Raw genomic sequence first — 24,582 nt, forward strand, 5'->3', positions numbered from 1 at the left:
CGGCAAGGTGTACCGGATCGGCGTACTGATGAATGGAGCCGCAACTGTCGAGGGGAAACCCAATCCGGCGTTCGAAGGGCTGCGCAAGGGCATGGCGCAATCCGGCTGTGTCGAGGGGTCGGATGTCGCCCATGAAGCGCGCTTTCCGTACAGCCAGCTCGAACGCCTTCCCGGCTTCGCGACCGAACACAAGATTTTGAAAGGCCCGAGGCCGGCCGATACGCCTTTCGAGGTAGTGTCGCGCCGTGTGCTGGCGATCAACCAGCGGACCGCCCGCACGTTGGGCATCACGGTTCTGGCCGCGCTGCTGAAAGGCGCCGATCGCGTCATCGATTGAATGGTGAACCGCAGCCGATTGAACCTGGAGGAAACCGGCTCGGCTGCCGGCCGACGTCCTTTAATCCATTGACGTCGTACCGTGACGTTTATTCCCGTATCACCAGCCAACCCTTAAGATTGGCTTAATCTGCATCTCGTATGATGCGCTGTCCCCGCAGGGACTCCCAGGAAGTCGAACTTCGCCCGGCCATGAGCCGGGCATTTTTTTGTTGCCATCGCAAAGCACGGAAATGTGGGGACAAAAGCCGCCTCTTTCCCGGACCGGCGTTTCCATGGCAGGGAGACAATCGTTCGATCGACTCAAGGAGAGCAGCGATGGAAATTCGTACCGAAATGGCGCTTGAGCCGGCCGGCCCGGCTGGCAATGCCGCCCAGCCCGACACGCCCGTGATGTACCTGCTCATCCCCGGCCATGACAAGGGCGGCGCCGCCTTGCCCCTGAGTGCGCAGGAACTGGAGCAGTTCGTCGAATGGCCGACCTGGCAATAACGACCGCGAGCCCCTGACCGGTTTCAATCTTCTCCGCCGCGGCCGCGGACGGTCGTTGGGGTAGATTTTCCGCCATCTGTGGGCGGCGACGGCTCGCTGACGATCGCCAATACCTTGCACCGCAAGGGCTTGCGCGTGGTCGGCGTGCCCAAGACCATCGACAACGACCTCGACAAGACCTTCACCATCGTCGGCTTCGACAGCGCCGTCTCCTTCGCCACCGCCTGCACGGCACGGCCGAAAGCCACCAGCGGGGGATGGTGGTGGAAGTGAGGGGCAGTTGGATCATGCTGCATGCAGGCATTGCCGGCGGCGCGCATGGCATCCCGATTCTGGAGATTCCGTTCGACATCGACAAGCTGGCCGCCAGGGTCAAAGAGCCTAGGCGACTAGCAGTACAAGCAGCCCCACGAAAGAAATTTGAGGAACTGCGATAACGATCCCTGGTTAGCGGAACCAATGTAGATATGGCCAGCGGCCCTTAATGAGAGAAGCTTGCTGGAACAGGACCATGCGTGTCGAAACAGCCGCTACGCTGAACGCATTGCCTGAGGGAGACTATCGCATCGAGCTGTCACGGCTTTTGCTCCGTTCTCAAATTTCCGACCAACTTCCATCCCCTCTTATGAAACGCTGCTTCAAACTGTGCGGCCTGGCCGCGATGATGCTCGGTGCCTTGGCTCACGCGCATGAGTTCTGGATGCAGTCTTCCCCAGGTGCCGGGCCGGGACAGGAGATGGGCCTTCAGCTCTTCGTCGGAGAGAATTTCGAAGGCGACCGGATCGGCTTCGGCTGCCAGTATCTTGCCGACCTGAAGCTGCACTCCCTCAACGGCGGCGCCGACCTTGGCCAAAAGCTTCCCCAGCAAGGCGTGCTGGGCACATTCCCCTTGCCTGCCCTGCCCGCTGGCATTCATCTGGTCTCCTATGACAGCCAGCCGAGCTTCATCGAACTGCCGGCGGATAAATTCCACGCCTATCTTCATGATGAAGGCTTGGACCGCATCATCGAACAGCGCAAGGACGCGGGGCAGGAAGCCCGCCCCGGGCGGGAACGATACCGGCGGAACGTCAAGCACCTGATCCGCATCGGCGGGGTGACGGACAAGACCTATGCGCTGCAGACGGGACAAAGGCTGGAGATCGTGCCGCAGAACGACCCCTTCGAAAGCCAGCCGCCCTCCTCTCTCCGGCTGGCCGTGCGTTTCGATGGAAAGCCGCTGCAGAATGCCCTCGTGAAGGCATGGCACCGATCCCCGCGGCAAACGACGATGCTGCGCGCCCGAACCGACAACGGGGGCAACGCGAGCTTCATGCTTCCCTTCACGGGCGACTGGATGATCAGCGTCGTCCACATGATCCCGGCCGAGCAGAAGGAGCTAGCCGATTGGGACAGCTTCTGGGGCAACCTGACCTTTTCCTTGCCTCAAGGCGAAAATACGCAGCGCCAGGATGGCAAATCGGTGACTGACGGTACACGCAAGGAAGATTGAAAAATTTTCTAAATTTGTAATGGACATTACATAGACAAATTCAGAATATTGCCGAGAACACGGTTCATTTTCGGCTTTTCGGGTTGGACAGCCCTGCTCTACCCGGCAGATTTTCCGCCAGTCAAGCGGAACGCTCCTTGCGTACAAACCAATGGCCGCCTGCTAAACCATGCGCCAACCCGACATGCAAACGCTCTTGCGTATTGCATCAATCTGTCACGCCGCTTGACCGCAGGCTGCAGATCCCTCCCCTAAACGCCATTCGTCTCTGCCTATTCAAAGGAAGTCATCATGCTTTCGAAAAGAACCAACGCATTGAGCCTCATGCTTCTCGCCACGAGCACGCTCATCGCGGCGCCATCGGTCTCGGTCGCTTCCAGCCACCGCGAGGCGCCATTCCTGACCGGCCAGCCGAAGGTGGACGCCACCGACCTCTACCTGTTCCGAAGCTATGAGCCGGGACGCGAAGGCTACGTGACGGTCGTGGCCAACTACATCCCATTCCAGGATCCCTTCGGCGGTCCCAACTTCTATCAGTTCGATCAGAACGCCCTGTATGAAATCCACTTCGACACCAATGGCGACGCCAAGGAAGACCTGACCTTCCAGTTCCGGTTCAAGAACACTTCGAAGCGCACCGCCCTCACCATCGGCAACAAGCAGATACCGATTCCCCTGATTAATTCAGGGCCCATCAGCAGCGTGAACGACGCTGCCCTGAACAACCGGGAAACCTATACGATCGACCTGGTGCGCGGCGACAGGCGCAGCGGTACCCGGGCATCGGTGACCAATGCGTCCGGAGGCGCAACGGAATTCGACAAGCCGGTGGATAACATCGGCGACAAGACATTCGGCGGCGCCGACGGCTACGCGAAATACGCCGACCAGCACATCTACAACGTCAACATCCCCAGCTGCGATACGCCGGCCCGCGTCTTCGTGGGACAGCGCAAGGAGCCGTTCTACATTGCCGTCGGGAAGACCTTCGACCTGTTCAACCTCAACCCGCTGGGCGCCGAAGTCGGCGGCAATGAAAACAACCTGGAAGGCAAGAACGTGAGTTCGATCTCGATGGAGGTTCCGATTTCCTGTGTTGCCAGCCAATCCGATCCGGTGGTGGGCGCCTGGACCACCGCCAGCGTGCGGCAGGGCCGGCTGATCAATCCCAATCCCGGATCCGGCTTGAACAATGCGACGAAGGAAGGCGGCGCCTGGACTCAGGTATCGCGGCTGGGCATGCCCCTGGTGAACGAAGTGGTGATCGGCACCGACGACAAGGACCGCTTCAACAGCTCCCGTCCGAGCAATGACGGCCAGTTTGCCGACTACGTCACCAACCCGGCCCTGCCGGCTTTGATCGAGACGCTCTTCCCATCCGCGAAAGCGCCGACCAATTTCCCCCGCACCGATCTGGTCACCGCATTCCTGAAAGGGCTGCCCGGCGTCAACCAGCCGAAGAACGTGGTCGCTTCGGAAATGATGCGCCTGAATACGTCAATTGCACCGACGGCACAGGGTCAGCAGAATCCGCTCGGCGTCGCGGCTGGCGACAACGCCGGCTTCCCGAACGGCAGGCGCCCGGCGGACGACGTGGTCGATCTGTCCCTGCGCGTGTCGATGGGCGCCTTATGCGTGCTGACGGGCGCCAATGACGCATTGCAGGTCGGCTGCAAGCCCGCCGATGCCCCCGCAGGCGGACTGGCGCTGACGGACGGCGTGCGCAAGACGGCGCAGGACTACCTGAACCGTTTCCCCTATCTGACTACGCCCATCCCCGGCAACCAGGCCGGTCAATGAGCGCAACCCTGATTCATAAGGAACACATCATGAAAAAACGATACCTTGCCACGGCGGGCTTGCTGGCGCTGATGCTGGCCGGCTGCGGCGGCGATGACACCGCCGTCGCAAGCAATGGTGCGGGCGCTTCGGCGTCGGGCAATGCCAGCGGGCGTAACAACGGCACGGCAGCAAGCAGCAGCGATGGATTCTTCGCCGCCGTCGCCGCCCTGATCGCGGGATCGTCCGACACCGCCGAGCCAACCGCGCTAGACAGCTTCAGCGCGACCAATCCCGACAATACTGAACCGGGCGCGCTCGGCACCTGAGCCGGCGATACGAATGGCGAAAACCTGGCCGCTGCAACGTCCGGTTTTCGCCATTGGGCACCTCCACCCTCCATGGGCGGCTCTCGATCCGCCAAGAGGCGAAGAGGAGCTCTGTTAAAGCAGGCAGTAATTCACCGGCTGCAGCGGCGGTGGCGGAGAAGGATCGCCCACGGCCGCGCGCAGTTCGGATTCAATCGCACGGCAGATCGCATCCAGCGGCAGATCATTCGGCGATGTTCCGAACGGCTCCTCGATCTCGTCGCCGAGCGCATCCAGGCCGAAGAAGGTATAGGCGACGATGGATACCACCACCGGCGTCATGAAGCCGATCGTGTCCACCAGGCCGAAGGGCAGCATGAAGCAGTAGAGGTAGGCGGTGCGGTGCAGCAGCAGGGTGTAGGAAAACGGGATGGGCGTATTGCGGATGCGTTCGCAGCCGGTGGCGGCGGCCACCATGTCGTTGAGGGTCGCATTGATGCTCGCAGCGAGGCAGGGATCGATGCGCTGGTCGGCGAGGCACTGCTGCAGGTCGCGGCCCATCGCCAGCATCAGCTGATTCGGGTCCGGCGCTTCCGCGTTCAGTTGCCGCCATTCCGCCTCCCGCAGCCAAGGCCGCAGCTGCCCGGCATCGGGCGTGCCGCGCAGGCGCTGGCGCAGCGCGTGGACGTATGCGATGGCGCGGTAAATCATTCTCGTGCCGACCTCGTCCAGCGGCGCAGCGCCGGCTCTCTCATGTCCGGTCGGGTCGATCAGGCTGAGGCATTCGCGCGCCAGATTGCGGCAGGAATACACCAGCGTGCCCCACAACTTGCGCCCTTCCCAGTAGCGGTCGTAGGAGACGTTGTTGCGGAAGCCGAGAAAGATGGCGAGCGCCAGGCCTATCAGGGTGAACGGGATGGGCGTGAGCGTGATCTTGTGCGCGAACAGCACGCCGTGCGCCAGAGTCACGGCGATCGACAGCGCCAGGTTTATCAGCAGCACGTTGCGGATGCGCGGCAGCACCGATCCCCGCATGATGAGGAACAGCTTCCACCCCGTCGGCCTTTCCCGCACGATCATCGCTGCCGCTTTCGCATGAAATCACCCGGTCCCTTATCCTGCCAGCTTGCTGTATAGCCGCGCCTGCCTGAGGCGGCAAGCGGCCGCGTCAAGCCTTTCTTCGATAGCGTGGGGAAAGCCCAACCGGCGCGAAAATTGTCTCGCCACGCCGCCCGCCTTGGCCTAAGATTGCCGGCTTTCCGAACCGTGACAAAGCTTATGACCAATGCACTAGGCGTGGACTTCGGCACGTCGAACTCCACTGCCGGCTGGCGCCGGCCCGGACAACCCAGCCTGCTGCCGCTGGAGGATGGCAAGGCGACCCTGCCCTCGGTCGTGTTCTTCAACGCCGAGGAAAACGCGGTCAGCTTCGGCCGGGCGGCGCTGGCCGGTTATCTCGCCGGCCATGAAGGGCGGCTGATGCGCTCGCTCAAGAGCCTGCTCGGGTCCAGCCTGATCGATGGCCAGACCGAGGTGATGGGCCGCGCCCTGTCCTACCGCAGCCTGCTGTCGCAGTTCATCGCCGAGCTCAAGCGCAGGGCGGAGCAGGCGGCGGGGCGCGGCTTCGACCAGGCGGTGTTCGGCCGGCCGGTGTTTTTCGTCGACGACGATGCCAAGGCAGACAAGCTGGCGGAAGAAACGCTGGCCGACATCGCCCGCGCCGCCGGCTTTCGCGACGTGGCCTTCCAGTTCGAGCCGATCGCCGCCGCCTTCGACTATGAGTCGCAGATCGATCGCGAGGAACTGGTGCTGGTGGTGGACATCGGCGGCGGCACGTCCGACTTTTCGCTGGTGAAGCTGTCGCCGCAGTCGGCCGGGAAAACGGATCGCCGCGGCGACGTGCTGGCCTATGCCGGCGTGCACATCGGCGGCACCGACTTCGACAAGTACCTCAGCCTGTCCCACGTCATGCCGCTGCTCGGCCTGGGCAGCCGGCTGAAGAATCAGAGCGAGATGCCGTCCGGCTTCTATTTCAATCTCGCCACCTGGCATACCATCAACCTGGCCTATACCCGCCAGGCGGAGAACCAGCTGCGCGACATCTACCGCGATGCCGTCGAGCGCGACAAGCTCGACCGCCTGCTCGATCTGATCGACCAACGCGCCGGCCACTGGCTGGCAATTCAAGTCGAGCAGGGCAAGATCGCCCTGTCGGAAGCGACGCGCATCGAGCTCGAACTGGAACGGCTGTCGCCGCCGCAGACCGTGCTGCTGGAGCGTGAGCAGTTCGACCACGCCATCGGCCAGCTGGTGGGCAGCATCGAGCAAACCGTGCTGCGCCTGCTGGCCGATGCCGGCATCGACCGCAAGGAAATTGCCACCGTGTTCTTCACCGGCGGCTCCAGCGCCGTGCCTTACCTACGCCGGCGCATCAGCGGACTGCTGCCGGAGGCACGCCATGTCGAGGGCGATTTGTTCGGGTCCATCGGCGCCGGGCTGGCGCTTGATGCGGCACGGCGTTTCGGCTGATCGCCGCTTCGCCGCGCCGGGCAAGTCTTGTACGTCTGTCATGCGGACGAAAAAATGCCAGCAAAAAACGATTTCCCCCGGGAACTTGGGCCACCGGCTGCCTCTAAGCATCTTTCTTCCTTCATTGCACAGGCATCCGATGAACAAAAAATACATCCTCAGCATCTATGTTCAGGCCCACGACGGAGCGCTGGTCTGGGACCATACCGAACTGAATGAAGAGCAGGCCCGCCCCTTCGAGCGCGCCCAGACCCATACCGGCTACCAGCAGGCTTTCGAAGGGCTGACCGGCCAGCGTGACCGCGTCTTCGTTCCGCTGCAGGCGCCCCTCAGCTCCGCCATTCATTAATCCCGCCCCTGTGCGGCGCGGCGCAGGCGTTCCCGCCGGCTCGCCGCGCCCGCTGCCCCGCCTTGCCGGCGCATGAGCTGGCGCAGTGCCTTCCCTTATCCGGCTTACCCGCGATCAAACCGGCCTTGCGGCCGCGGCGCATGCTTTCCACTGCGGTGCCCGTACTTGGTGCCGCATCTGCCCGTCATGCCGACAATCCGATAATTCGACCGCGAGGACGCCATGAAACGCCTGTCCGCCCTGCTGATGCTGCTTCCCGTTCTGGCTTTTGCTCAAGGCAAGCCGGCAGGCAAGAGCAGCGAGCCGGCGGTGCTGGTGCGCGAGACCTGCGATCCGCCGACGGAGCCGGTGGCGAAGAATGTCTTCGCCATCACCTGCGGCAGCGATGAAGTGCTGATCATGCTGACGCTCAAGCAGAACGGCGCCACGCGCGTGGTCTGGGAAAGGCATCCCTACGCCGAGCTGAAGCGCCTCACCAGCGGCATCCACTATCAGGTGATCAGGGAAGCCGGAAAGAAATAAGCGCCGCACCTCCGGCGAGGAAGCGCCTCATGCGCCCCGCGTTTTCTGCTGCTGGCTGTGCAGCCGGAAGGCGCTGAAGGCCCGGGTGTTGCGGCCGAGCGCATGCAGCGCCTGACGGGGCGTCTCGAACACGCCGACCACTTCATCCGCCTGACGCAGCACGAATACCATCCGCTCCCTGCCGTCGGCGCCGAGTATCGTCACCGGCGGCAGGATGAAGTAATCCACGGTGTTGATCTTCAGCCAATCGCCGAAAGTTTCGATGTCGAGCTTCTGCTCTTCCCAAGTCGATGCGGGAAAGGCGGGCAACGTCGTCCCGTTGCTGGCGATGTTGTTGTGACCGGGCATGGAAGTCTCGAAGAATTCGTGAATGAACCTGCCTGTAATCCGCGGTGTGCCGCATTTCCGGGTGCCAATGTAGCATGCGGTTCAGCAAGTCTCGACGCTTTGCCATCGGGCATTGAGCAAGCTCAAAGCGGAAAAATTGACGAAACAGAAATTTTTCCCGCAAGCATGTAAATATTTCACTTTCTCGCCGTTTCCATAAAACTTCTTCGGCGCTTGCCCCTCCAAAGCCCATTCTGTGCCGTTATTTAATAGCAACTTTTGCAACCATGGTTGCAGGAGCGACGTCATGGGGAGAAGGATGGCGCACGATTCCAAAAACAAACTGTCCATGGTCGGCGGGACGAAAAAGCCGAAATTTGACAACCTCCTGTCCATCGCCAGCTGGCCCATATGCTGCCTGCTGGTGCTGGTGCTCGGCTGGTCGCTGCTGCTGAACCATCTCGGCAACGAGCGGCACAGCATGGAGCGCTTCGCGCTGAAGGAAAGCGGCATCCTGGCGCAGGCCTACGCCGACCACCTCAACCGCACCTTCGAATCGATAGACAAGATCGCCCTCACTGTGCGCTTCGCCTGGTCGCTGGCCGACGGCGCGGTGTCGCTGCAGCAGATGGCGCAGAAGGGATTGTTCCCGTCGACCAGCCTGATCCTGGTGGCCGTGGCCGATGCCGAGGGCGAGGTGATTTCGAGCACGCAGCCGCTGGAGCGGCCGGTCAGCATTCGCGACCGCGAGCACTTCCAGGTGCAGCGGAGCAGCGGCGGCGACCGGCTTTTCATCAGCAAGCCGCTGGTCGGGCGGATGTCCGGCCAGAAGGTGATCCAGTTCTCGCGCAAGATGCTGGATCGCCAGGGCAACTTCGCCGGCGTGGTGGTGGTTTCCATCAATCCTGCCTACTTCGTCTCGGCCTTCGAATCGAGCCCGCTGGGCGCCGACGGCGTTTTGGCGGTGGTGGGCGATGACGCCGCGGTGCGCGCCACGCGCATGGGCGCCCACGCCAGCGCGGATGCCGACACGATTTTCAAGCAGGCGCCCGGCATCACCGACTATGCCGGCAGCATGCCGCTCGACGGAAACAAATGGTTCACCGACGGCAGGAACCGCTTCGGCGGCTGGCAGCGGGTTCCGGACTATCCCTTCATGGCCATGGTGGCGCTGGATGAAGAGGAACAGCTCGGCGCCTACTATGGCAAGCGCGCCATCACCATCAAGACCGGCGTCCTGCTCAGCCTGCTGCTGTTGCTGCTGACCGCGTCCGGCACCATGTCGACCATCCGCCTGGCGCGCAGCCGGCGCCATGCGGCCGACATCCGTCAGGTGTACCGCGTGGCCACCGAAGCGTCGAGCGACGGCTTTTATATCCTCGCACCGGTGCTGGACGGGCGCGGCGCCGTCGTCGACTTCCATGTCGCCGACTGCAACGAACGCGGCGCCGCCATCCTGTGGAAGCAGCGCCGCGATTTTCTCGGCAAGCCGCTGTCCCACATTTATCCCGCCAGGGCCTTCCGCCGCTTCATGGCGATCCTGCATGGCGTGATGGAGCGCGGCGTGGCAGAGGATGAGTTCTGCATCCACTCGAGCGATGGATCGACCACCCGCTGGGTGCACCGGCGCCTGGTGAAGTCGGCCAACGGCATTGCCGTCACCCTGCGGGACGTGAGCGATACCAAGCGCCACATCTATGAACTCGAACGCAAGGGCAATGAAGATGCGCTGACCCGGTTGCACAACCGGCACTGGCTGCATGCCTCGCTGCCGGGCATCATCGAACGGGCGCGCCAGGGGCATTGCCACGTCGCCCTGCTCTATATCGACATCGACGGCTTCAAGGCGGTCAACGACACCATGGGCCATGCTGCCGGCGACCAGCTGCTGCAACTGGCGGCGGCGCGACTGGAATCGGTCATTCGGCCCAAGGACAAGGCGGTGCGGCTCGGCGGCGACGAGTTCCTGCTGGTGCTGGAAGACATCCGCGAGACGGAGGCGGCGCAGATCGCGGCGCGGGTGGTGGAGCTGCTGAGCGAGAAGTTCAAGCTCGATCCCGGCATGCAGAGCATCGGCGCCTCGGTCGGCATCAGCCTGTATCCGAAGGACGGCGCCAGCGCCGAGGAGCTGCTGCAGAACGCCGACGTCGCCATGTACTCCGCCAAGCAGGCTGGCAAGGGCCAGTGGCGCTTCTTCAGCCCGGACTTCTACGACAGCCTTCGCGCCCGCCTGAATATCGAGCGGCGCCTGCGCGATGCCATCGAATTCGACCAGTTCGTGATGTACTACCAGCCGCGGGTCGACATGCAGACCGGCCAGGTGACCAGCCTGGAGGCGCTGATCCGCTGGGAAGACCCGGAGACCGGCCTGGTTGAGCCGCACAAGTTCATCGACATCGCGGAGCAGACCGGCCTGATCGTCAATGTCGGCAGCCAGGTGATCAGCAAGGTCTGCGCGCAGATCGAGCAGTGGTCGCGTCAGCAGGCGAAGGGCATTCCGGTGTCGATCAATGTGTCGGCCAAGCAGTTCCAGAAAGGCGGATTGCAGGCGGAACTGTCGGCGGCGCTGCAGCGCCACGGCCTGGCGCCCGACATGGTGGAAGTGGAAGTCACCGAGAGTTCGATGATGGGCGACAGCGATGCCATCAGCGAGGAATTCATCTCGCTGCAGAAGCTCGGCATCAAGGTGCTGGTGGATGACTTCGGCACCGGCTACTCCTCGCTTTCGCAGCTGCAGCGACTGGAAATGGACGGTCTGAAGATAGACCGTTCATTCACTTCCGAACTCGGCAAGACCCGCCAGGGCGAAATCTTCTTTTCCGCCATCGTCACCATGGCGCATTCGCTCGGGATGCGGGTGGTGGCGGAAGGGGTGGAGACGCCGGAGCAGGCGCGCATCCTGAAGCGCCTCGAATGCGATGAAATCCAGGGGTTCTACGTGTCGCGCCCGGTGCCGGCGAACGACGTGCCGGAAATCATCGCCAAGCCGATCAAACTGGCCGCCTGATCTAAGAAGGGACCGAATGCGGCAATCTTTCCGTTGTTCCGGCGTCCCTGTCCGGATGACAAACCGGAAGAGCGCCCGCCGCGAAAAGATGCATTCATCATTTTTCCGTCAAGGTCCGCTGGTTGGGCTCGGGTGCTGCCCGTCTTTGCGGTTTCAGGCCAAAAGCCGACTCCCGTTTTGATCGTCATGGGTGGGAGATAGGGTTCGGTTAGCGTTGGCTTGGCGATCCATTTCCGCTCATTATCGAGCGTAGCATTCCATCGCCCGCTCCGGCCGACGACAGGGAGAAGCAGTTATCCGCCTCAAGCATTGCCTCACGAAATTGTTGGTCGGTATTCACCAAATCTGACTTCCATCAAAACTTTATCCTCGGGCCTGTTGCGAGGCCTATGTATATGCAGCCTTAAAGGGGTAGACTAATTCCCCGTGGACGGATCGCGCTGACATTCGTTTCTGAAACCCATGAGCCGGATCGCTTCCATCCTGCAACAGACAGCAAAGCGTGTATCTCGACCTGCTGTCGCTCCCCTATGCGCATTCAAGACATTTGCGTTAAGACGCCGACATGAATCGGGGCCACGCTGCACTACCCTGCACCACTCTGCTGGCTACCTCTTGATAGGCAAGCCACACCAGCGGTCTGCATTCCTCCCTGACAATAAAAAAACATTTGCCATTGCCCGGATTCATCACGAAATGCGACACACTACCCTCTTACCGTAGGTAGCGATTTTCACGGGACTGGAGAGCTGATAGGCCAGAAAGTACTCGACAATGCGTAAGCTCCCATTTTTCCCGGCTCTTGACCGACTGGCATCGTATCGAAGGCTTCGCTTACAGTCGCTCCTGATCCTGCTGGCGGTAATAGCCCTGGCGCCAGGCTTGCTGCTGTTCATCTATACCACCAGCACCATCCAACAAGATGAATTGAGCAAGGCGAAGCTGGAACTGGAATCTGTCGGTAAGCTGGTCGTTGCCAATCAACAGCAGCTGGTGGAAGGTGAGCGGCAAATTCTGGCAACTGTCGCCAGCGGACCATCGCTCAGGCGCTCGAACCTGCATTCGTTGTGCATCGAGTTTTTGCAGAATGTCCTGGTGGCATCGCCCGGCAATGCAAACATATCCTTGCTGGACATGCATGCGAATGTGGTTTGCCAAGCGAATGAATCTTTACCCCATGCCCAGACCGCTAGCCGCAGCTACTTTCTGAACGCCATCGCGGGCAAGGAATTTTCTTTGGGACGAGATGTTGTTCGGCTGGCAAGCGGAAAAAATTCGATCGGTTTCGGGATGCCAGTCTACGACTATGCCGACAACCTGATCGGCGTGGCGGTCGGCTTGCTTGACCTCGACTACACCAACCGTCAGCTTCAGTCGATCGCCTTGCCTGAATACTTTCACATCAGTGTCGTGGACGCCAATGCAAACGTCCTGGCGACGAGCGTCAATACAACGGAGAAGCTTGGCGTGCCCGTCTCGAACCCGATGTTGAAGTCTGCGATCCTGCGCCACGCTCCTGCCGATTTCATGGCTTCGGACAAGCAGGGTAACGCATGGCTCCACACATTAAAACCCATTGGCGGAACCGGCCCGGATGGGCTGATGGTCGCCATCAGCGTGCGTAAAGAAGATATCGTTTCCGTCGCCAATGGGCATTTCAGGCAGCAGCTGATACTGATGACGCTGGCATCTCTCGCAGGATTGCTGGCAGCCTGGTTATTCGCCCAGCGCTGCTTGGCGAAACCGGTGGCACAGTTACTCGAACGCATGCGTTGCGTGGAACAGGGGCAAAGCTTTAATGCCTGTTCAACACCCGTCGCCAAGAATCTTGAATTCATGGAGTTAAACGAAGGATTTTCCAGCATGCTTTCCAAGCTGGAAAAAAATCAGCAGCAATTGATCAGAGCACAGCAAATCACTCGCGTGGGGTTTTATCAACTTGACCTGCAAACCCGGCTCTACACGGCATCTCCGATCGTTTACGAAATCCTGGGTCTGGATCCCGCCGTTGGTCCGCTGACCGTCGAACAATATCAATCGATGATTTTCCCGGATGACCGGGAGCTCGTGAAAAAGCATCGCGAACGGCTGTTCTCAGGCGGGGAACCGCTTCGCTTGCAGTACCGGCTCGTTCAGCCCGGAGGGACGATCCGGTGGATTGATGCTTATGGATTTCTGCAGAAAAACGAGCAGGGAACACCTATCCTTTATTCCGGTGCAATTCAGGACATCACCGATCGCAAGGTGGCTGAGCAGGCCCAGCGCGCCAATGAGAATCGCTTTCGTCTTCTCTTTGAAAACAGCTTGGATGGGATTCTGCAAACCGACGGCGCTGGAAAAATAATCAAGGCCAACCCCGCAGCCTGCAGTATTTTTGGCATGAGCGAAGCCCAGCTGATCAAGTGTACGCGGGATGATGTAGTGTTTGCCGAGGATGCCCGACTCCAGCCATTGCTCGAGGAACGTGACGCAACGGGGCAGGCCCGCGGCACACTGACCATGAAGCGCGGCGATGGAACCCGTTTCGAAGCCGAGTTGGCCGCCTCGGTGTATAAGGATGATGAAGGCAAACCCATCTGCAGCCTGATATTGCGAGATATCACCGAACGAATCAAGGCAGAACAAAACATCCATCAGCTGGCCTTTTTCGACGCATTGACCCACCTCCCGAACCGCAGGCTTTTAATGGATCGGTTGGCGCTGCTTCATGCGGTGGCGCAGCACCTCAAGCAGATCGGGGCAGTCATGTTCATCGACCTCGATCGCTTCAAGAACGTCAACGATGCGCGGGGGCATGCCATCGGCGACGAATTGCTGAAGCAGGTTGCCGATCGACTCTCATCGCTGATGCGCAGTGAAGACACCGTCGCACGAATCGGGGGCGATGAGTTCGTCATCCTGATGCCCGATCTCGCCACCGACCTCTTCGCAGGCGCGCAGCAGGCGATGGCGGCTGCCGAGAAAATTCAGGAAAAATTGACGCTGCCTTTCCAGATCAACGGCCAGCCCTACGGCGCGGCGGCAAGCATAGGGGTGACTCTCTTCCCGAAAGCAGACCAGACCACTGAAGACTTGCTGCGCGAAGCCGATACCGCCATGTACCGAGCCAAGCATGCGGGGCGCAATCGGATCGCGTTTTTTGAACCTTCGATGCAGATGCAGGTGGAAGAGCGGCTATCGCTCGAAAACGAGCTGGCTCATGCGCTCGGCACATCGCAACTTGAAATGTATCTGCAACCCCAGTTCACCATGCATGGCCGGCCGGTGGGATGCGAGATGCTGGTGCGCTGGACGCATCCGGTTCGAGGCATACTCTCTCCGGCGGCCTTCATTCCGGTTGCGGAAGAATCAGACCTCATTTGCCGCCTGGGAGAATGGACTATCAGGGAAGGATGTCAAACACTCCTCAGGCTGCATACCGAAGAGCGACCGATGACGGTCTCGGTCAATGTCAGTCCTCGCCAGTTCCATGAGACGGAATTCGTCGAGATGGTGGGCAAGATCCTGAGGGAAACGGGCGCCCCCGCATCGCAGTTGATTTTCGAAGTCACCGAAGGCCTTCTGATCGACCGCCTCGATCAAACGATTGCCCGGATGGATGAGCTGGTCGACATGGGAATCCGGTTTTCGATCGATGATTTCGGGACCGGTTATTCGAGCCTCGCTTACCTGCGTCGATTGCCGTTGTATGAATTGAAAATCGATCGCAGCTTCGTCCGGTGTACGCCGGACGACCAAGGCGGCACCGCCATCGTCCAGTCCATCCTGTCTCTGGCCAAAAACCTGAATCTCAAGGTCGTGGCCGAAGGCGTTGAAACGCCGGAACAATCCCGCTTTCTCTATTCGGCGGGATGCGATTTCTTGCAGGGATATTTGCTGGCGCCACCGATGCCGTTCAAATCCTGGCTGCAAAAATTAAAGGCGAAGGAAGGAATGCAAGCGGCTGCGTCATAGGGCTTCGCCATGCGCCAAAGCAGGGGCCGCGCAGCGCAAGCCGGGCGTCTGCATCAGAAATCGTTCGAACTCGGCGGCCGGCATGGGCTTGCCAAGGAAGTATCCCTGCCCTTCGTCGCAGCCCAAGCCCTTCAGCATGGAGGTGGTGTCGGCGGTTTCGATCCCTTCAGCGACCACCTTCAGGTCGAGCACATGGGCCAGGCGGATGAAGGCCTCGATCACCTTGCGGCTCTCGGCACCCTCCTGCTGGTTGATGAAGGAACGGTCCAGTTTCAGCACGTCGATCGGAAAGCGCTGCAGGTAAGCCAGCCCCGAGTAGCCGGTGCCGAAATCGTCGAGCGCGATCTGGATGCCGAGCTTCTTGATCTGGGCCAGCATGCGGGCCGAGAGCTCCATGTCGTTCACCAGCGCGCTTTCGGTCAGTTCCAGTTCCAGCAGGCCGTGCGGCAGGCCCGCCGCGTCCAGCGCCGCCCTTACATCGCCCACCAGGCTGAAGCGCTGCAGCTGGCAGGCGGAAATGTTGACCGACACCCGCAGCGGCCGGCCGAAGCGGTCGATGAAGTAACGGGTACGGGCGCAGGCTTCCTGCAGCACCCAGCGGCCGATCGGCTCGATCAGGCCGCGCTCTTCGGCGATCGGAATGAACTGCATCGGCGGCACCCGCCCCAGTTCGGGATGGTTCCAGCGCAGCAGGGCTTCCATGCCGACTATCTGCATGCTGCGCAGGTCGATGCGCGGTTGATAATGCACTTCGAATTCATGCCGCTCAAGCGCGCGGCGCAGCGCCTGTTCCACCGACAGATGGGCCTTCATTTCCATGCTCATCTCGGGCGTGAAGAAGGCATAGCGGTTGCGGCCGGCTGCTTTGGCCTGGTACATCGCGGTGTCGGCGTTCTTGAACAGCTCTTCCCTATCCCTGCCGTCGCTGGGAAAGAGGCTGATGCCGATGGAGGCGCTGATGAACATTTCCTGGCCGGCGACGCTGAAGGGCGCGGCCAGCGCGGCCAGCAGCTTCTCCGCCAGGGCGCTGGCCGATTCGCGGCCATGCGAGCACAAGGCGACGGCGCTGAACTCGTCGCCGCCGAGCCGTGCCACCAGGTCGGCATCGCGCACGACGCGACGCAGCCGCCGCGACGCCTCGCTCAGAAGTTCATCGCCGGCTGCATGCCCGAGCGTGTCGTTGACTTCCTTGAAACGGTCCAGGTCGATGAACATGACGGCGATCGCCTGTTCCTGGCGCAGTTCGGTGCGCTCGATCATCCGGGCCAGGTGGCTGTTGAGCAGGCTGCGGTTGGGCAGGGCCGTCAGCCGATCGTGGGTGGCGAGGCGCTCCATCATCCGCTGGCGGCTGTTCAGCTTGAGCGCGAGCGTGATCGCCACCAGCATGAACAGCAGCGTCAGCGCGGAGGCGAGCAGGCCCCAGCGGTATTCGCTGTCCGCCTCGTGTCCGATCTGCCGCATGACGTCCGCCTCCGGAATGGCGGCGCTGATCGCCAGCGGATACTCCTTCAGATTCAGCATCACCGAGTAGCGGCTGACCGGGTCGAGCTCCGGGAGGGTCAGGGCTGCCGACCGGCGTGCCGCATCCTGTTGCGCCGCCACGAAGCGGTCGAAATCGATTTTCATGCTGCGCCGGTTTGCCGCGCCGATCCGCAGCGCGCGATAGATGCCATCCTTGCCAAGCACGCTGAGCATGCCCTCGCGCCCGAGGTCGGTCTCGTTGTAGGAGTCCGTCAGCACGGACGGCTTCACCGACACCACCACGACGCCGGCGAAGCTTCCGTCCGCGTGGTTCAGACGCCGGCTCATGTTCAGGGTTTCTTCGCCCGACACCCGGCCGATCACCGGCGCGCTGATGAAGAGGCGGTCGCTGTTCGTGCCCAAGTGCACGCGGAAATGCTCCCGGTCGCGGATATTGACCGGCTTCGAGGCGTTGCCGGCCGTGGCCGCCACGATATCGCCATGCTCGTTGGCGATGGAGGCCAGGATCACCGCATCCGACGCCAGCACCGCCCGTTGCACCGTGCGCCCCAGGTCGACGCTGCCGTTGGATTGCTCGTACTCGTATTTCAGGAATTTCGACACCTGGTCGAACTGGCGCAGCGAGAGCAGAGTCTGCTTCTCGTAGGTGCGCACGATCTTGTCGAGGCCGGCGAAGGTGGCGAGCATCGTGCGCTCTCGTTCCCTGAGCAGGTGGGCATGAATCGTCAGCCAGATCGCCACGAGCAGCGCCAGGCTGAATCCGATGATGGTGCACAGAAGAATGAGGCTGTTGCGTTGAAAACTTCTGGCGTTTGCGCCGACGATCATGAAGATGGAAGAGAGGGAGATGCGGAGGTCTCGCGATCTTAACACGGGGAAATTGCGCGTCAGTCGAATTCGCGTCGATATCCAGGCTCGGCTTGTAATTGTCAGGCCCCCACAACACAACCAGCAATTACAAAGCGCAGATTTCAGTTGAAGCCGGGCCTTGCGTCCCTATTTGATCTACACAAAGGTTGGCAATGAATTACTGCCACTTGCCGGTGTCTGACAGGCATGGGCGACACGCGAACCATCATGGAATGCTTATGGACAAGCAAGAAATCACGCTGGAAGAATTGCATCAGCTCGCGGCCTACATGGCGCAAGCCATCCCCGATCTGGATTGCCCCGAATGCTGCGAGTGCGGGTGGGTCTATCACTATATAGAGCGCAGCGCCGAGCTTTACCGCGAGGAGTGGGAGTGGGCCTGCCTGGCGCAGGCGCTGGTTCGCTATCGAAGGACCAGACAGTTCAGGGGCGCGGCCGGCGCCTCCTGAGCGCTTTCGCGAGAATTTCCCGCAAGCCCCGGCGCAGCGGAAAACAGAGCAGCGCCAAGCGGCCTGCCCTGGCCTCGCCGAGACCCGCCCCATGGCGGCCGCGCTTGGCGGCCGCCATATCATTTCGCCGGAGCCGGCGCAGCTCCGGAGGGCGGCTGGGTGCCCGCTGGCGAAGGCGCGTTCATGGCATTGCCGGCGCTCACATTGGCCTTCGCCGTGGCGGCCGCCGAGTTGGGATCGGCCGTCATCTTCTGCGCCATCTGCAAATGCTGGTTGACGACCGGCAGCACCTTCGCCGCATAGTCCTTCAGGTCGGCCGATTGCGCCTTACCGCTCGCTTCCTGGAACAGGCGCTGCGATTGCTGATGGCTCTCCGGACCCGCTTGGGTAAGGTACATCTTGTCGAATTCATCGCCGGCCGCCAATGCCAGCTTGTGCAGCGCGCCGGCCTGGTCCTTCTCCAGGCCGCCGGGCAGCACCACCCGGCTCTTCGCCGCCAGCTTGCGCAGGTCTTCCAGCGCATCGACATGTTCGTTCAGCATCTTTTCGGCGTAGGTCCGCACGGTGTCATTGCGCGAGATGGCAGTGGCCAGGGCCGACATCTTGATTTCGAAGAGATGGGCCTGCGTCATTTCCCGCATCAGGTTTTTGTCCGCATTGGAGATCTGGGCCTTGTCCTCGTCCGCGCCGGTCATGGCGCTGCTCTGCGCCCGCCCCTGCGGCGGATGATTGCCCTGCGCGGCGGCCGCGAGCGGTTGCAGCGAGGCGAGCAAGACGGCGCCGGCAAGCATGCACCGCAGCGAGTGGTGGTGTAACTTGGGCATGTGGGTTCTCCTTTAGCCTGTAATCAATTCAATTACTGGAGCGGGTTCTAGAGCAGCTTCGCGCGTGTCGCCATGCGTTCTCTTTCCTCCGGGGGCAGGTCGCTCGGCGCCAGGAGATGCACCGGCATGCCGAGCAACTCCTCCAGTTCGGCCTCCATGTTTCCCAGTTCGGTAAGCGTGATGCCCGGCGGCGCATCGATGAGGAAGCGCAGTTCCTCATGCTTCTTGCTGGCATCCGGCTCTATCAGACTTAGTGTGCTGTCATAGCGTATGCGTGCCAGTTCGCGCACCGCATCGCGCTTGCCTTCCAGTACGTTGACGGAATTCATGTCGGTATTTTCCTTTCGGTGCGTACGCCAACGCCAAGGGCATGGGCGTCTCCTTGCGATTGGAAATCGAGTGGGCAGCTAAGGTTTCCGCAAAACCTTGCATTTTTTTACTTGGCAGAGCGCCATTCCATGGGCGGTCGCATCCGCATTACCGGCTTCTGCTATCGTGGCGGCTTGCCCAAGGACACCATCATGAAACGACAAGGCAACCCGCCACGCTTCAAAACGTTTTCCCTCCTGCTGCTTGCCGCCGCGCCTGCCCTGGCGGCGTCCGGCGAATGGACCCGCATCGGACTCGAAGCCCAGGGCGTCACCTATGCCGACCGCGGGAGCCTGCGCCGCAATGGGGACCTGGTCAGCATATGGACCCTGTTCGATGCCGACGTCCCGCAATTGCAGCGTGAAAACGAATACGCCCATTCGTCCCGGGTGCAGATCGAATTCAACTGCGCCGAGCACCTGGCGCGCACCGTCAACGTGGTCAACTACGCCGAGCGCATGGCTGCCGGCAAAGTGGTCGGCGTGAGGTCGGTCCCGCAGAACTGGGAAGTGCTCGCACCGAACACGCCGCAGGCGGCGATATTCAAGCTGGCCTGTCCGAAGAGCTAGCCGAGTGAGCCCCCTTTCGATTTTCCTAGCCACCATTGAGCGCCATGCCAGACCAAACCGCCGCAAGCGATGACCTGATCGAGCAATGGCGCCCGCGCCTGGCCGCCATCGCCGCCGCCGAAGCGGGAGAAGACGGCGCCCACGACCTGAACCACCTGCATCGGGTCTGGTCGGCGGCCCGCGCGATGCTGCACGCCCATCCCGAGGCCGATGCGCTGACGGTGCTGGCCGCATGCTATCTGCACGATCTCGTCAACCTGCCGAAGAACCATCCGCAGCGGGAAAGAGCCTCGACGATGGCGGCCGAGCTCGCCCGGGAACGCCTGCTCGCCGCGGCCTTTCCGGCCGCGCGCCTGGACAGCGTGGCCCATGCGATCGAGGCGCACAGCTTTTCCGCCGGCATCGCGCCCCGCACCATCGAGGCCCGCATCGTGCAGGATGCCGACCGGCTCGACGCCCTCGGCCCGATCGGCCTGGCGCGCCTGTTCTATACCGCCGGCCGCATGGGTTCCGCGCTGGCCCATGCCGACGATCCCCTGGCCCGCGCCCGCCGGCCGGATGACCGCGCCTACGCGCTCGACCATATCGACGTCAAGCTCGCCACCTTGCCCGCTTCCATGCAGACCGCGGCGGGCCGCCGGCTGGCAGACGAACGTCTGGCATGGTTGAAGGACTTCCAGCGTCGCTTCGCCGCCGACTGGCTGGGCAGCGCATCCGAGTGAGCGCCTGGTCACTACTTGTCTGGCATTGCGTACAAGCGCTCAGAAAACCGCCTGTCACGAAGCTTGCTTTACATCAAAAGGGGCGCTTCCTGGCAAATCCATGATGGAGGCCAATAAATAAAACCGCGAAGGAGACGACATGAACGAAGTGACGTGGCAGGGCGGTATCGAGCACTGGACCCGCAAGGGCGGTGACATCCGGCTTTTCCTGTGGCAGAAGCCGGCGGCGAAGGACGTACCGTTCCAGGGCACCATCCTGTTCGTGCACGGCTCCTCGATGGCCTCGCAGCCGACCTTCGATCTCAGCGTGCCGGGCCGGCCGGATTCCTCGGTGATGGACTGGTTCGCTGCCCGCGGCTTCGATACCTGGTGCATGGACAATGAAGGCTACGGCCGCTCCGACAAGCAGCGGCCGATCAACTTCGACATCGGCAACGGCGCCGACGACCTCGCCGCCGGCACCGAATACATCATGGACAAGACCGGCGCCCGGCAGATGCACCTGTACGGCATCTCCTCCGGCGCGCTGAAGGCGGCGCTGTTCGCCCAGCGCCATCCGGACCGGGTGGCCCGTCTGGCGCTGGATGCGTTCGTCTGGACCGGCGAAGGCAGCCCGACGCTGGAAGAGCGGCGCAAGAAGCTGCCCGAATTCAGCGCCAGGAACAGGCGGCCGATCGACCGCGCCTTCGTGCACAGCATCTTCAACCGCGACCATCCCGGCACCGCCGACGAAGCCACCATCAATGCCTTCGCCAACGCCATCCTCAGCCTGGACGACTCGGTGCCGACCGGCACCTATGTCGACATGTGCTCAAGATTGCCGCTGGTGGACCCGGCGCGGATCACCGTGCCGACCATGATCATGCGCGGTGAGTACGACGGCATCGCGTCCTTCGACGACCTGATCCGCTTCTTCACCCTGCTGCCGAACGCCGACAAGCAGTTCACCGTCATGTCCGGCATTTCGCATGCCAGCTTCCAGCAGAAGAACTACCTGTCGGTCTACCACATCCTGCATGCCTTCCTGACGCTGCCGCCGCAAGTCTACAAAGGCTAGGCGCGGTTAGTCATCGTCATTCGCGGTTTCCGGGTTGGTTTTCCAGCAGGGAGGTCAGGCATGAAATCGGTTCTGGGTGCATTCGCAGTGCTGTTGTCGCTTTCTCTCGGCGTGGGCGCGCCGGCGCATGCCGACGGCTATCCGTCGCGGCCGGTGAAGCTCGTGGTGCCGTTCGCGCCGGGCGGCTTCACCGACGTGGTGGCGCGGCTGCTGGCGCAGCGGCTGCAAGCTTCGCTCGGGCAATCCTTCATCGTCGAGAACAAGCCGGGCGCCGGCTCCACCATCGGCACCGAGCAGGTGGCCAAGGCGGCGCCGGACGGCTATACCCTGGTGATGGTGTCCACCACCCATGTGATCGGGTCGGCGCTGTACAGGAACCTCGGCTACGATCCCATCGCCAGCTTCACGCCGGTGGCCAAGCTGGTCGAGTCGCCCTATGTGCTGCTGGTGAACAGCAAGGTGCCGGCAAACAGCGTGAAGGACTTCATCGAGCTGGCGAAGGTGCAGCCGAATGCGATCCACTATGCCTCTTCTGGAAACGGCAGTTCGCAGCACCTGATGGGCGGACTGTTCGCCGCCCGCGCGGGGGTGCAGCTCAAGCATGTGCCCTACCGCGGCAGCAGCCAGGCGGGTCAGGACCTGGTGGCCGGCGTGGTGGAAAGCAGCTTTGCCGGGGTGCCGAACGCCCTCACCTATCTGCCGTCCGGCAAGGTGAAGGCGCTGGCCGTCACCACCGCCAAGCGCAGCAAGCTGATGCCGGACGTGCCCAGCCTGCAGGAAGCCGGCGTGCCGGACTACGATGCCAACGTCTGGCTGGCGCTGCTGGCGCCGGCGAAGACGCCCAAGGATATCGTCACCAGGCTGAATGCGGAAATCGTGAAGATCCTGAATTCGCCCGATGCCCAGCAGCAGTTCACGGCTGCCGGCGTCGAACCCAGCCCATCCACGCCGGAGGAACTGGGCGAATATCTGCTGCGGGAGCGGGACCTGTGGAGCGCCGTGGTCAAGGAGGCGGGCATCAAGGTGGATTAGCGCCTATCACTAAAGAATAACGTCAAGAGTGTTTATTTTCGTCATCATGCGCTAAGCTGGCGGGGTGCTATTTTGGCTAGCATCAATTCGCCCGCCACGGCCGACCGTGGCGCCATCCGCGTCTCACCAGCCTGTTTCGCCCATGAGCCGACTTGCGTCAACAGTTCACGTTCCCACGGTGCCGCCTGCCTGTCGGCGGGCATGGCGCTGGCTTCCCTGGCTGCTCGGCATGCTTTGCCTGCCGGCCGGCGCCGCCCCGGTGGACAGCCGTCACCTGGCCGACCTCAGCCTGGAGGAACTGGCCGACATCCGCGTCACCTCGGTTTCCAAGCGGAGCGAACTGCTGGCTGATGCGCCGGCATCCATCTTCGTCATCACCGCCGAGGACATCCGCCGCTACGGCGCGACCAGCCTGCCGGAAGCACTGCGCCTGGCGCCCAACCTGCAGGTGGCGCGGGTCGATGCCCGCAACTACGCCATCACCGCACGCGGCTTCAACAGCCCTTTCGAAAACAAGCTGCTGGTGCTGATCGACGGGCGTACCGTGTACTCGCCGCTGTTTTCCGGCGTCTACTGGGATGCCCAGGATGTGGTGCTGGAGGACGTGGACCGCATCGAAGTCATCAGCGGCCCCGGTTCCACGCTGTGGGGCGTGAATGCGGTCAATGGCGTCATCAACGTCATCACCCGGCCGGCCGGCGACACCCGGGGCGGCCTGGTCAGCCTCTCCGCCAGCAAGGATGAGCGCCAGGCTGCCGTGCGCCATGGCGGCGACATGGCCAATGGCGGCCATTACCGGGTTTACGGCAAGCTCGCTCAGGACGACGACACCCGCCGCGCCGACGGCGGCACCAGCCTGACCGGCTGGCGGCGTCGCCAGGCCGGCTTCCGCAGCGACTGGCGCAGCGGCGGCGACGACCTCACCGTACACGGCGATGCCTACGACGGCCGCCTGCATCAGCAAGGCACGGCGGATATCGCCATCGCCGGCGCCAACCTGGTGGGCAGCCTCAAGCGCCGGCTCGGCCAGGATTCCGACCTCAGCCTGCAGGCTTACTGGGACTACACCGAGCGCAACCAGCCGAATGCCTTCTTCGAGCATTTGCACACCCTGGACCTGGAAGCCCAGCATGCGCTGCGGCTGGGCCAGCGCCACAACCTGACCTGGGGCGGAGGCTACCGCCTCGCGGTGGACGCGGTGCAGAACGACCGGGCCTTCGCCTTCCTGCCCGGCCGCCGCAACCTGCAATGGTCCAACGTGTTCGCTCAGGATGAAATCGCCGTGCGGCCCGACCTGCGCCTGACCGCCGGCCTGAAGCTGGAGCACAACAGCTATACCGGCCTCGAGGTCCTGCCGACGCTGCGCCTGGCTTACAAGCCGGCCGAGCATCATCTGCTGTGGGGCGCGGCATCGCGCTCGGTGCGGGCGCCGTCGCGCATCGACCGCGACTTCTACAGCCCGACCACGCCGCTCGTGGTCAACGGCAGCCCGCGCTTTGTGGTGGCCGGCGGTCCCAATTTCCAGTCGGAGGTGGCCAAGGTGCTGGAACTCGGCTATCGCGGCCAGCCCCTGCCCTCGGTGCTGGTGTCGGCGACCGTGTTCACCGCCCATTACGACCGGCTGCGCACCCTGGAGCGCACTGCCAGCGGCTTCGACGCCACCTTCGGCAACAATGCCGAAGGCCGGTCGACCGGCCTGGAAGCGTGGGGAAGCTGGCAGGCGACCCAGGCCTGGCGCCTGTCGGCCGGACTGGTGACCCAGCGCATCACCACCTCGCTCAAGCCGGGCAGCACCGATGCCTCCGGCGCGACCGGCCTGGCCACCAACGACCCCAGCAATTACTGGACGCTGCGCAGTTCCTACGACATCAGCGCCGACAAGGAGGTGGAGCTGAGCGTGCGCCACAGCGGTGCCCTGGGCATGCCGGCCGTGCCCGCCTACACCAGCACCGACCTGCGTTTCGCCTGGCGCCTGCGGCGCGACCTGGAACTGTCGGCGCTGGTGCAAAATCTGTTCGACCATGACCATGCGGAGTTCGGCAGCTTGCCGGCGCGCAGCGTGTTCGAACGCTCCGTGTTCCTGAAACTGGTGTGGCGTTACTGAGCCGGAAAG

The 24,582-nt window shown here is 62.4% G+C and carries 21 protein-coding genes and 1 pseudogene; 17 read left to right on the forward strand and 5 right to left on the reverse strand.

Annotation, left to right across the window (positions count from 1 at the left end; all coding sequences use genetic code 11):
• Positions 1-28 precede the first annotated feature (28 nt).
• From CHB88_RS14100 to CHB88_RS14120, 6 genes and pseudogenes are all read left to right on the forward strand, one after another.
• Positions 29-337, forward strand: a complete 309-nt coding sequence (locus CHB88_RS14100) for an ABC transporter substrate binding protein (RefSeq protein ID WP_089399978.1) — start codon at positions 29-31, stop codon at positions 335-337.
• A gap of 317 nt (positions 338-654) precedes the next feature.
• Positions 655-828, forward strand: coding sequence for a hypothetical protein (locus CHB88_RS25185; RefSeq protein ID WP_176442478.1), 174 nt, complete (start codon positions 655-657; stop codon positions 826-828).
• Positions 829-963: 135 nt separating this feature from the next.
• Positions 964-1,265: pseudogene (locus tag CHB88_RS14105) on the forward strand (6-phosphofructokinase).
• Between the two features lie 74 nt (positions 1,266-1,339).
• Positions 1,340-2,320 (forward strand): DUF4198 domain-containing protein, encoded by a 981-nt coding sequence (locus CHB88_RS14110; protein ID WP_176442479.1) that lies wholly within the window; start codon positions 1,340-1,342, stop codon positions 2,318-2,320.
• A 291-nt stretch (positions 2,321-2,611) separates the two neighbouring features.
• The gene (locus tag CHB88_RS14115) at positions 2,612-4,120 is read left to right on the forward strand and encodes a DUF4331 domain-containing protein (RefSeq protein WP_089399980.1); all 1,509 of its coding nucleotides are present in this window, start codon (positions 2,612-2,614) and stop codon (positions 4,118-4,120) included.
• Positions 4,121-4,149: 29 nt separating this feature from the next.
• On the forward strand, positions 4,150-4,428 hold the full coding sequence (locus CHB88_RS14120) for a hypothetical protein (protein WP_143131277.1): 279 nt from the start codon (positions 4,150-4,152) through the stop codon (positions 4,426-4,428).
• A 114-nt stretch (positions 4,429-4,542) separates the two neighbouring features.
• Here CHB88_RS14120 and CHB88_RS14125 read toward each other — a convergent pair whose 3' ends face one another.
• Positions 4,543-5,487 carry a bestrophin family protein gene (locus CHB88_RS14125; protein WP_089399982.1) on the reverse strand — a complete coding sequence of 315 codons (945 nt, stop codon included), beginning with the start codon at positions 5,485-5,487 and terminating at the stop codon, positions 4,543-4,545.
• 198 nt (positions 5,488-5,685) lie between these two features.
• On the opposite strand from CHB88_RS14125, the gene CHB88_RS14130 reads away from it, so the two are divergent.
• From CHB88_RS14130 to CHB88_RS14140, 3 genes are all read left to right on the forward strand, one after another.
• On the forward strand, positions 5,686-6,936 hold the full coding sequence (locus CHB88_RS14130; RefSeq protein WP_089399983.1) for an Hsp70 family protein: 1,251 nt from the start codon (positions 5,686-5,688) through the stop codon (positions 6,934-6,936).
• Between the two features lie 139 nt (positions 6,937-7,075).
• Positions 7,076-7,285, forward strand: a complete 210-nt coding sequence (locus tag CHB88_RS14135) for a hypothetical protein (protein WP_089399984.1) — start codon at positions 7,076-7,078, stop codon at positions 7,283-7,285.
• 222 nt (positions 7,286-7,507) lie between these two features.
• Positions 7,508-7,807, forward strand: a complete 300-nt coding sequence (locus tag CHB88_RS14140; protein ID WP_089399985.1) for a hypothetical protein — start codon at positions 7,508-7,510, stop codon at positions 7,805-7,807.
• Between the two features lie 27 nt (positions 7,808-7,834).
• Here the strand turns inward: CHB88_RS14140 and CHB88_RS14145 are convergent, their stop codons facing one another.
• A complete protein-coding gene (locus CHB88_RS14145; protein ID WP_089399986.1) occupies positions 7,835-8,155 on the reverse strand; it encodes a hypothetical protein in 321 nt (106 codons plus the stop codon).
• A 298-nt stretch (positions 8,156-8,453) separates the two neighbouring features.
• Between CHB88_RS14145 and CHB88_RS14150 the strand changes: the two genes are divergently transcribed.
• Both CHB88_RS14150 and CHB88_RS14155 read left to right on the forward strand, forming a co-directional pair.
• Complete coding sequence (locus CHB88_RS14150) at positions 8,454-11,141, forward strand: bifunctional diguanylate cyclase/phosphodiesterase (protein WP_176442480.1); 2,688 nt, start codon at positions 8,454-8,456, stop codon at positions 11,139-11,141.
• Positions 11,142-12,023: 882 nt separating this feature from the next.
• A complete protein-coding gene (locus CHB88_RS14155) occupies positions 12,024-15,095 on the forward strand; it encodes a bifunctional diguanylate cyclase/phosphodiesterase (protein ID WP_176442481.1) in 3,072 nt (1,023 codons plus the stop codon).
• On the opposite strand, the gene CHB88_RS14160 is transcribed toward CHB88_RS14155, so the two are convergent.
• Complete coding sequence (locus CHB88_RS14160) at positions 15,090-17,450, reverse strand: putative bifunctional diguanylate cyclase/phosphodiesterase (protein WP_143131278.1); 2,361 nt, start codon at positions 17,448-17,450, stop codon at positions 15,090-15,092. The genes CHB88_RS14155 and CHB88_RS14160 overlap by 6 nt on opposite strands.
• Before the next feature lie 215 nt (positions 17,451-17,665).
• Between CHB88_RS14160 and CHB88_RS14165 the strand changes: the two genes are divergently transcribed.
• Positions 17,666-17,896, forward strand: a complete 231-nt coding sequence (locus CHB88_RS14165; protein WP_089399990.1) for a hypothetical protein — start codon at positions 17,666-17,668, stop codon at positions 17,894-17,896.
• 119 nt (positions 17,897-18,015) lie between these two features.
• Here CHB88_RS14165 and CHB88_RS14170 read toward each other — a convergent pair whose 3' ends face one another.
• Together CHB88_RS14170 and CHB88_RS14175 are read right to left on the reverse strand one after the other, a co-directional pair.
• Positions 18,016-18,720, reverse strand: a complete 705-nt coding sequence (locus CHB88_RS14170; protein ID WP_089399991.1) for a DUF4142 domain-containing protein — start codon at positions 18,718-18,720, stop codon at positions 18,016-18,018.
• Positions 18,721-18,767: 47 nt separating this feature from the next.
• Positions 18,768-19,049, reverse strand: coding sequence for a hypothetical protein (locus CHB88_RS14175; RefSeq protein WP_089399992.1), 282 nt, complete (start codon positions 19,047-19,049; stop codon positions 18,768-18,770).
• A gap of 192 nt (positions 19,050-19,241) precedes the next feature.
• Here CHB88_RS14175 and CHB88_RS14180 point away from each other — a divergent pair, with 192 nt between their 5' ends.
• The 5 genes from CHB88_RS14180 to CHB88_RS14200 all read left to right on the forward strand — a co-directional run bounded on the left by CHB88_RS14180 (position 19,242) and on the right by CHB88_RS14200 (position 24,573).
• Positions 19,242-19,658 (forward strand): surface-adhesin E family protein, encoded by a 417-nt coding sequence (locus CHB88_RS14180; protein WP_143131279.1) that lies wholly within the window; start codon positions 19,242-19,244, stop codon positions 19,656-19,658.
• A 44-nt stretch (positions 19,659-19,702) separates the two neighbouring features.
• On the forward strand, positions 19,703-20,380 hold the full coding sequence (locus CHB88_RS14185) for an HD domain-containing protein (RefSeq protein WP_089399994.1): 678 nt from the start codon (positions 19,703-19,705) through the stop codon (positions 20,378-20,380).
• Positions 20,381-20,519: 139 nt separating this feature from the next.
• The gene (locus CHB88_RS14190; protein ID WP_089399995.1) at positions 20,520-21,437 is read left to right on the forward strand and encodes an alpha/beta hydrolase; all 918 of its coding nucleotides are present in this window, start codon (positions 20,520-20,522) and stop codon (positions 21,435-21,437) included.
• A 60-nt stretch (positions 21,438-21,497) separates the two neighbouring features.
• Positions 21,498-22,469, forward strand: a complete 972-nt coding sequence (locus tag CHB88_RS14195; RefSeq protein WP_089399996.1) for a Bug family tripartite tricarboxylate transporter substrate binding protein — start codon at positions 21,498-21,500, stop codon at positions 22,467-22,469.
• A 229-nt stretch (positions 22,470-22,698) separates the two neighbouring features.
• Positions 22,699-24,573 (forward strand): TOL_0244 family TonB-dependent receptor, encoded by a 1,875-nt coding sequence (locus CHB88_RS14200; protein WP_089399997.1) that lies wholly within the window; start codon positions 22,699-22,701, stop codon positions 24,571-24,573.
• Positions 24,574-24,582 lie beyond the last annotated feature (9 nt).

It is taken from the genome of Noviherbaspirillum humi (genome assembly GCF_900188095.1).
Lineage (GTDB): Bacteria > Pseudomonadota > Gammaproteobacteria > Burkholderiales > Burkholderiaceae_D > Noviherbaspirillum > Noviherbaspirillum humi.

Coding starts and splice junctions, on each gene's coding strand:
- CHB88_RS14200 (WP_089399997.1), top strand. CDS start 22,699: ATGCTTTGCCTGCCGGCCGGCGCCGCCCCGGTGGACAGCCGTCACCTG.
- CHB88_RS14125 (WP_089399982.1), bottom strand. CDS start 5,487: ATGATCGTGCGGGAAAGGCCGACGGGGTGGAAGCTGTTCCTCATCATG.
- CHB88_RS25185 (WP_176442478.1), top strand. CDS start 655: ATGGAAATTCGTACCGAAATGGCGCTTGAGCCGGCCGGCCCGGCTGGC.
- CHB88_RS14110 (WP_176442479.1), top strand. CDS start 1,340: ATGCGTGTCGAAACAGCCGCTACGCTGAACGCATTGCCTGAGGGAGAC.
- CHB88_RS14140 (WP_089399985.1), top strand. CDS start 7,508: ATGAAACGCCTGTCCGCCCTGCTGATGCTGCTTCCCGTTCTGGCTTTT.
- CHB88_RS14180 (WP_143131279.1), top strand. CDS start 19,242: ATGAAACGACAAGGCAACCCGCCACGCTTCAAAACGTTTTCCCTCCTG.
- CHB88_RS14150 (WP_176442480.1), top strand. CDS start 8,454: ATGGCGCACGATTCCAAAAACAAACTGTCCATGGTCGGCGGGACGAAA.
- CHB88_RS14120 (WP_143131277.1), top strand. CDS start 4,150: ATGAAAAAACGATACCTTGCCACGGCGGGCTTGCTGGCGCTGATGCTG.
- CHB88_RS14170 (WP_089399991.1), bottom strand. CDS start 18,720: ATGCCCAAGTTACACCACCACTCGCTGCGGTGCATGCTTGCCGGCGCC.
- CHB88_RS14100 (WP_089399978.1), top strand. CDS start 29: ATGAATGGAGCCGCAACTGTCGAGGGGAAACCCAATCCGGCGTTCGAA.
- CHB88_RS14190 (WP_089399995.1), top strand. CDS start 20,520: ATGAACGAAGTGACGTGGCAGGGCGGTATCGAGCACTGGACCCGCAAG.
- CHB88_RS14130 (WP_089399983.1), top strand. CDS start 5,686: ATGACCAATGCACTAGGCGTGGACTTCGGCACGTCGAACTCCACTGCC.
- CHB88_RS14135 (WP_089399984.1), top strand. CDS start 7,076: ATGAACAAAAAATACATCCTCAGCATCTATGTTCAGGCCCACGACGGA.
- CHB88_RS14165 (WP_089399990.1), top strand. CDS start 17,666: ATGGACAAGCAAGAAATCACGCTGGAAGAATTGCATCAGCTCGCGGCC.
- CHB88_RS14195 (WP_089399996.1), top strand. CDS start 21,498: ATGAAATCGGTTCTGGGTGCATTCGCAGTGCTGTTGTCGCTTTCTCTC.
- CHB88_RS14145 (WP_089399986.1), bottom strand. CDS start 8,155: ATGCCCGGTCACAACAACATCGCCAGCAACGGGACGACGTTGCCCGCC.
- CHB88_RS14115 (WP_089399980.1), top strand. CDS start 2,612: ATGCTTTCGAAAAGAACCAACGCATTGAGCCTCATGCTTCTCGCCACG.
- CHB88_RS14175 (WP_089399992.1), bottom strand. CDS start 19,049: ATGAATTCCGTCAACGTACTGGAAGGCAAGCGCGATGCGGTGCGCGAA.
- CHB88_RS14185 (WP_089399994.1), top strand. CDS start 19,703: ATGCCAGACCAAACCGCCGCAAGCGATGACCTGATCGAGCAATGGCGC.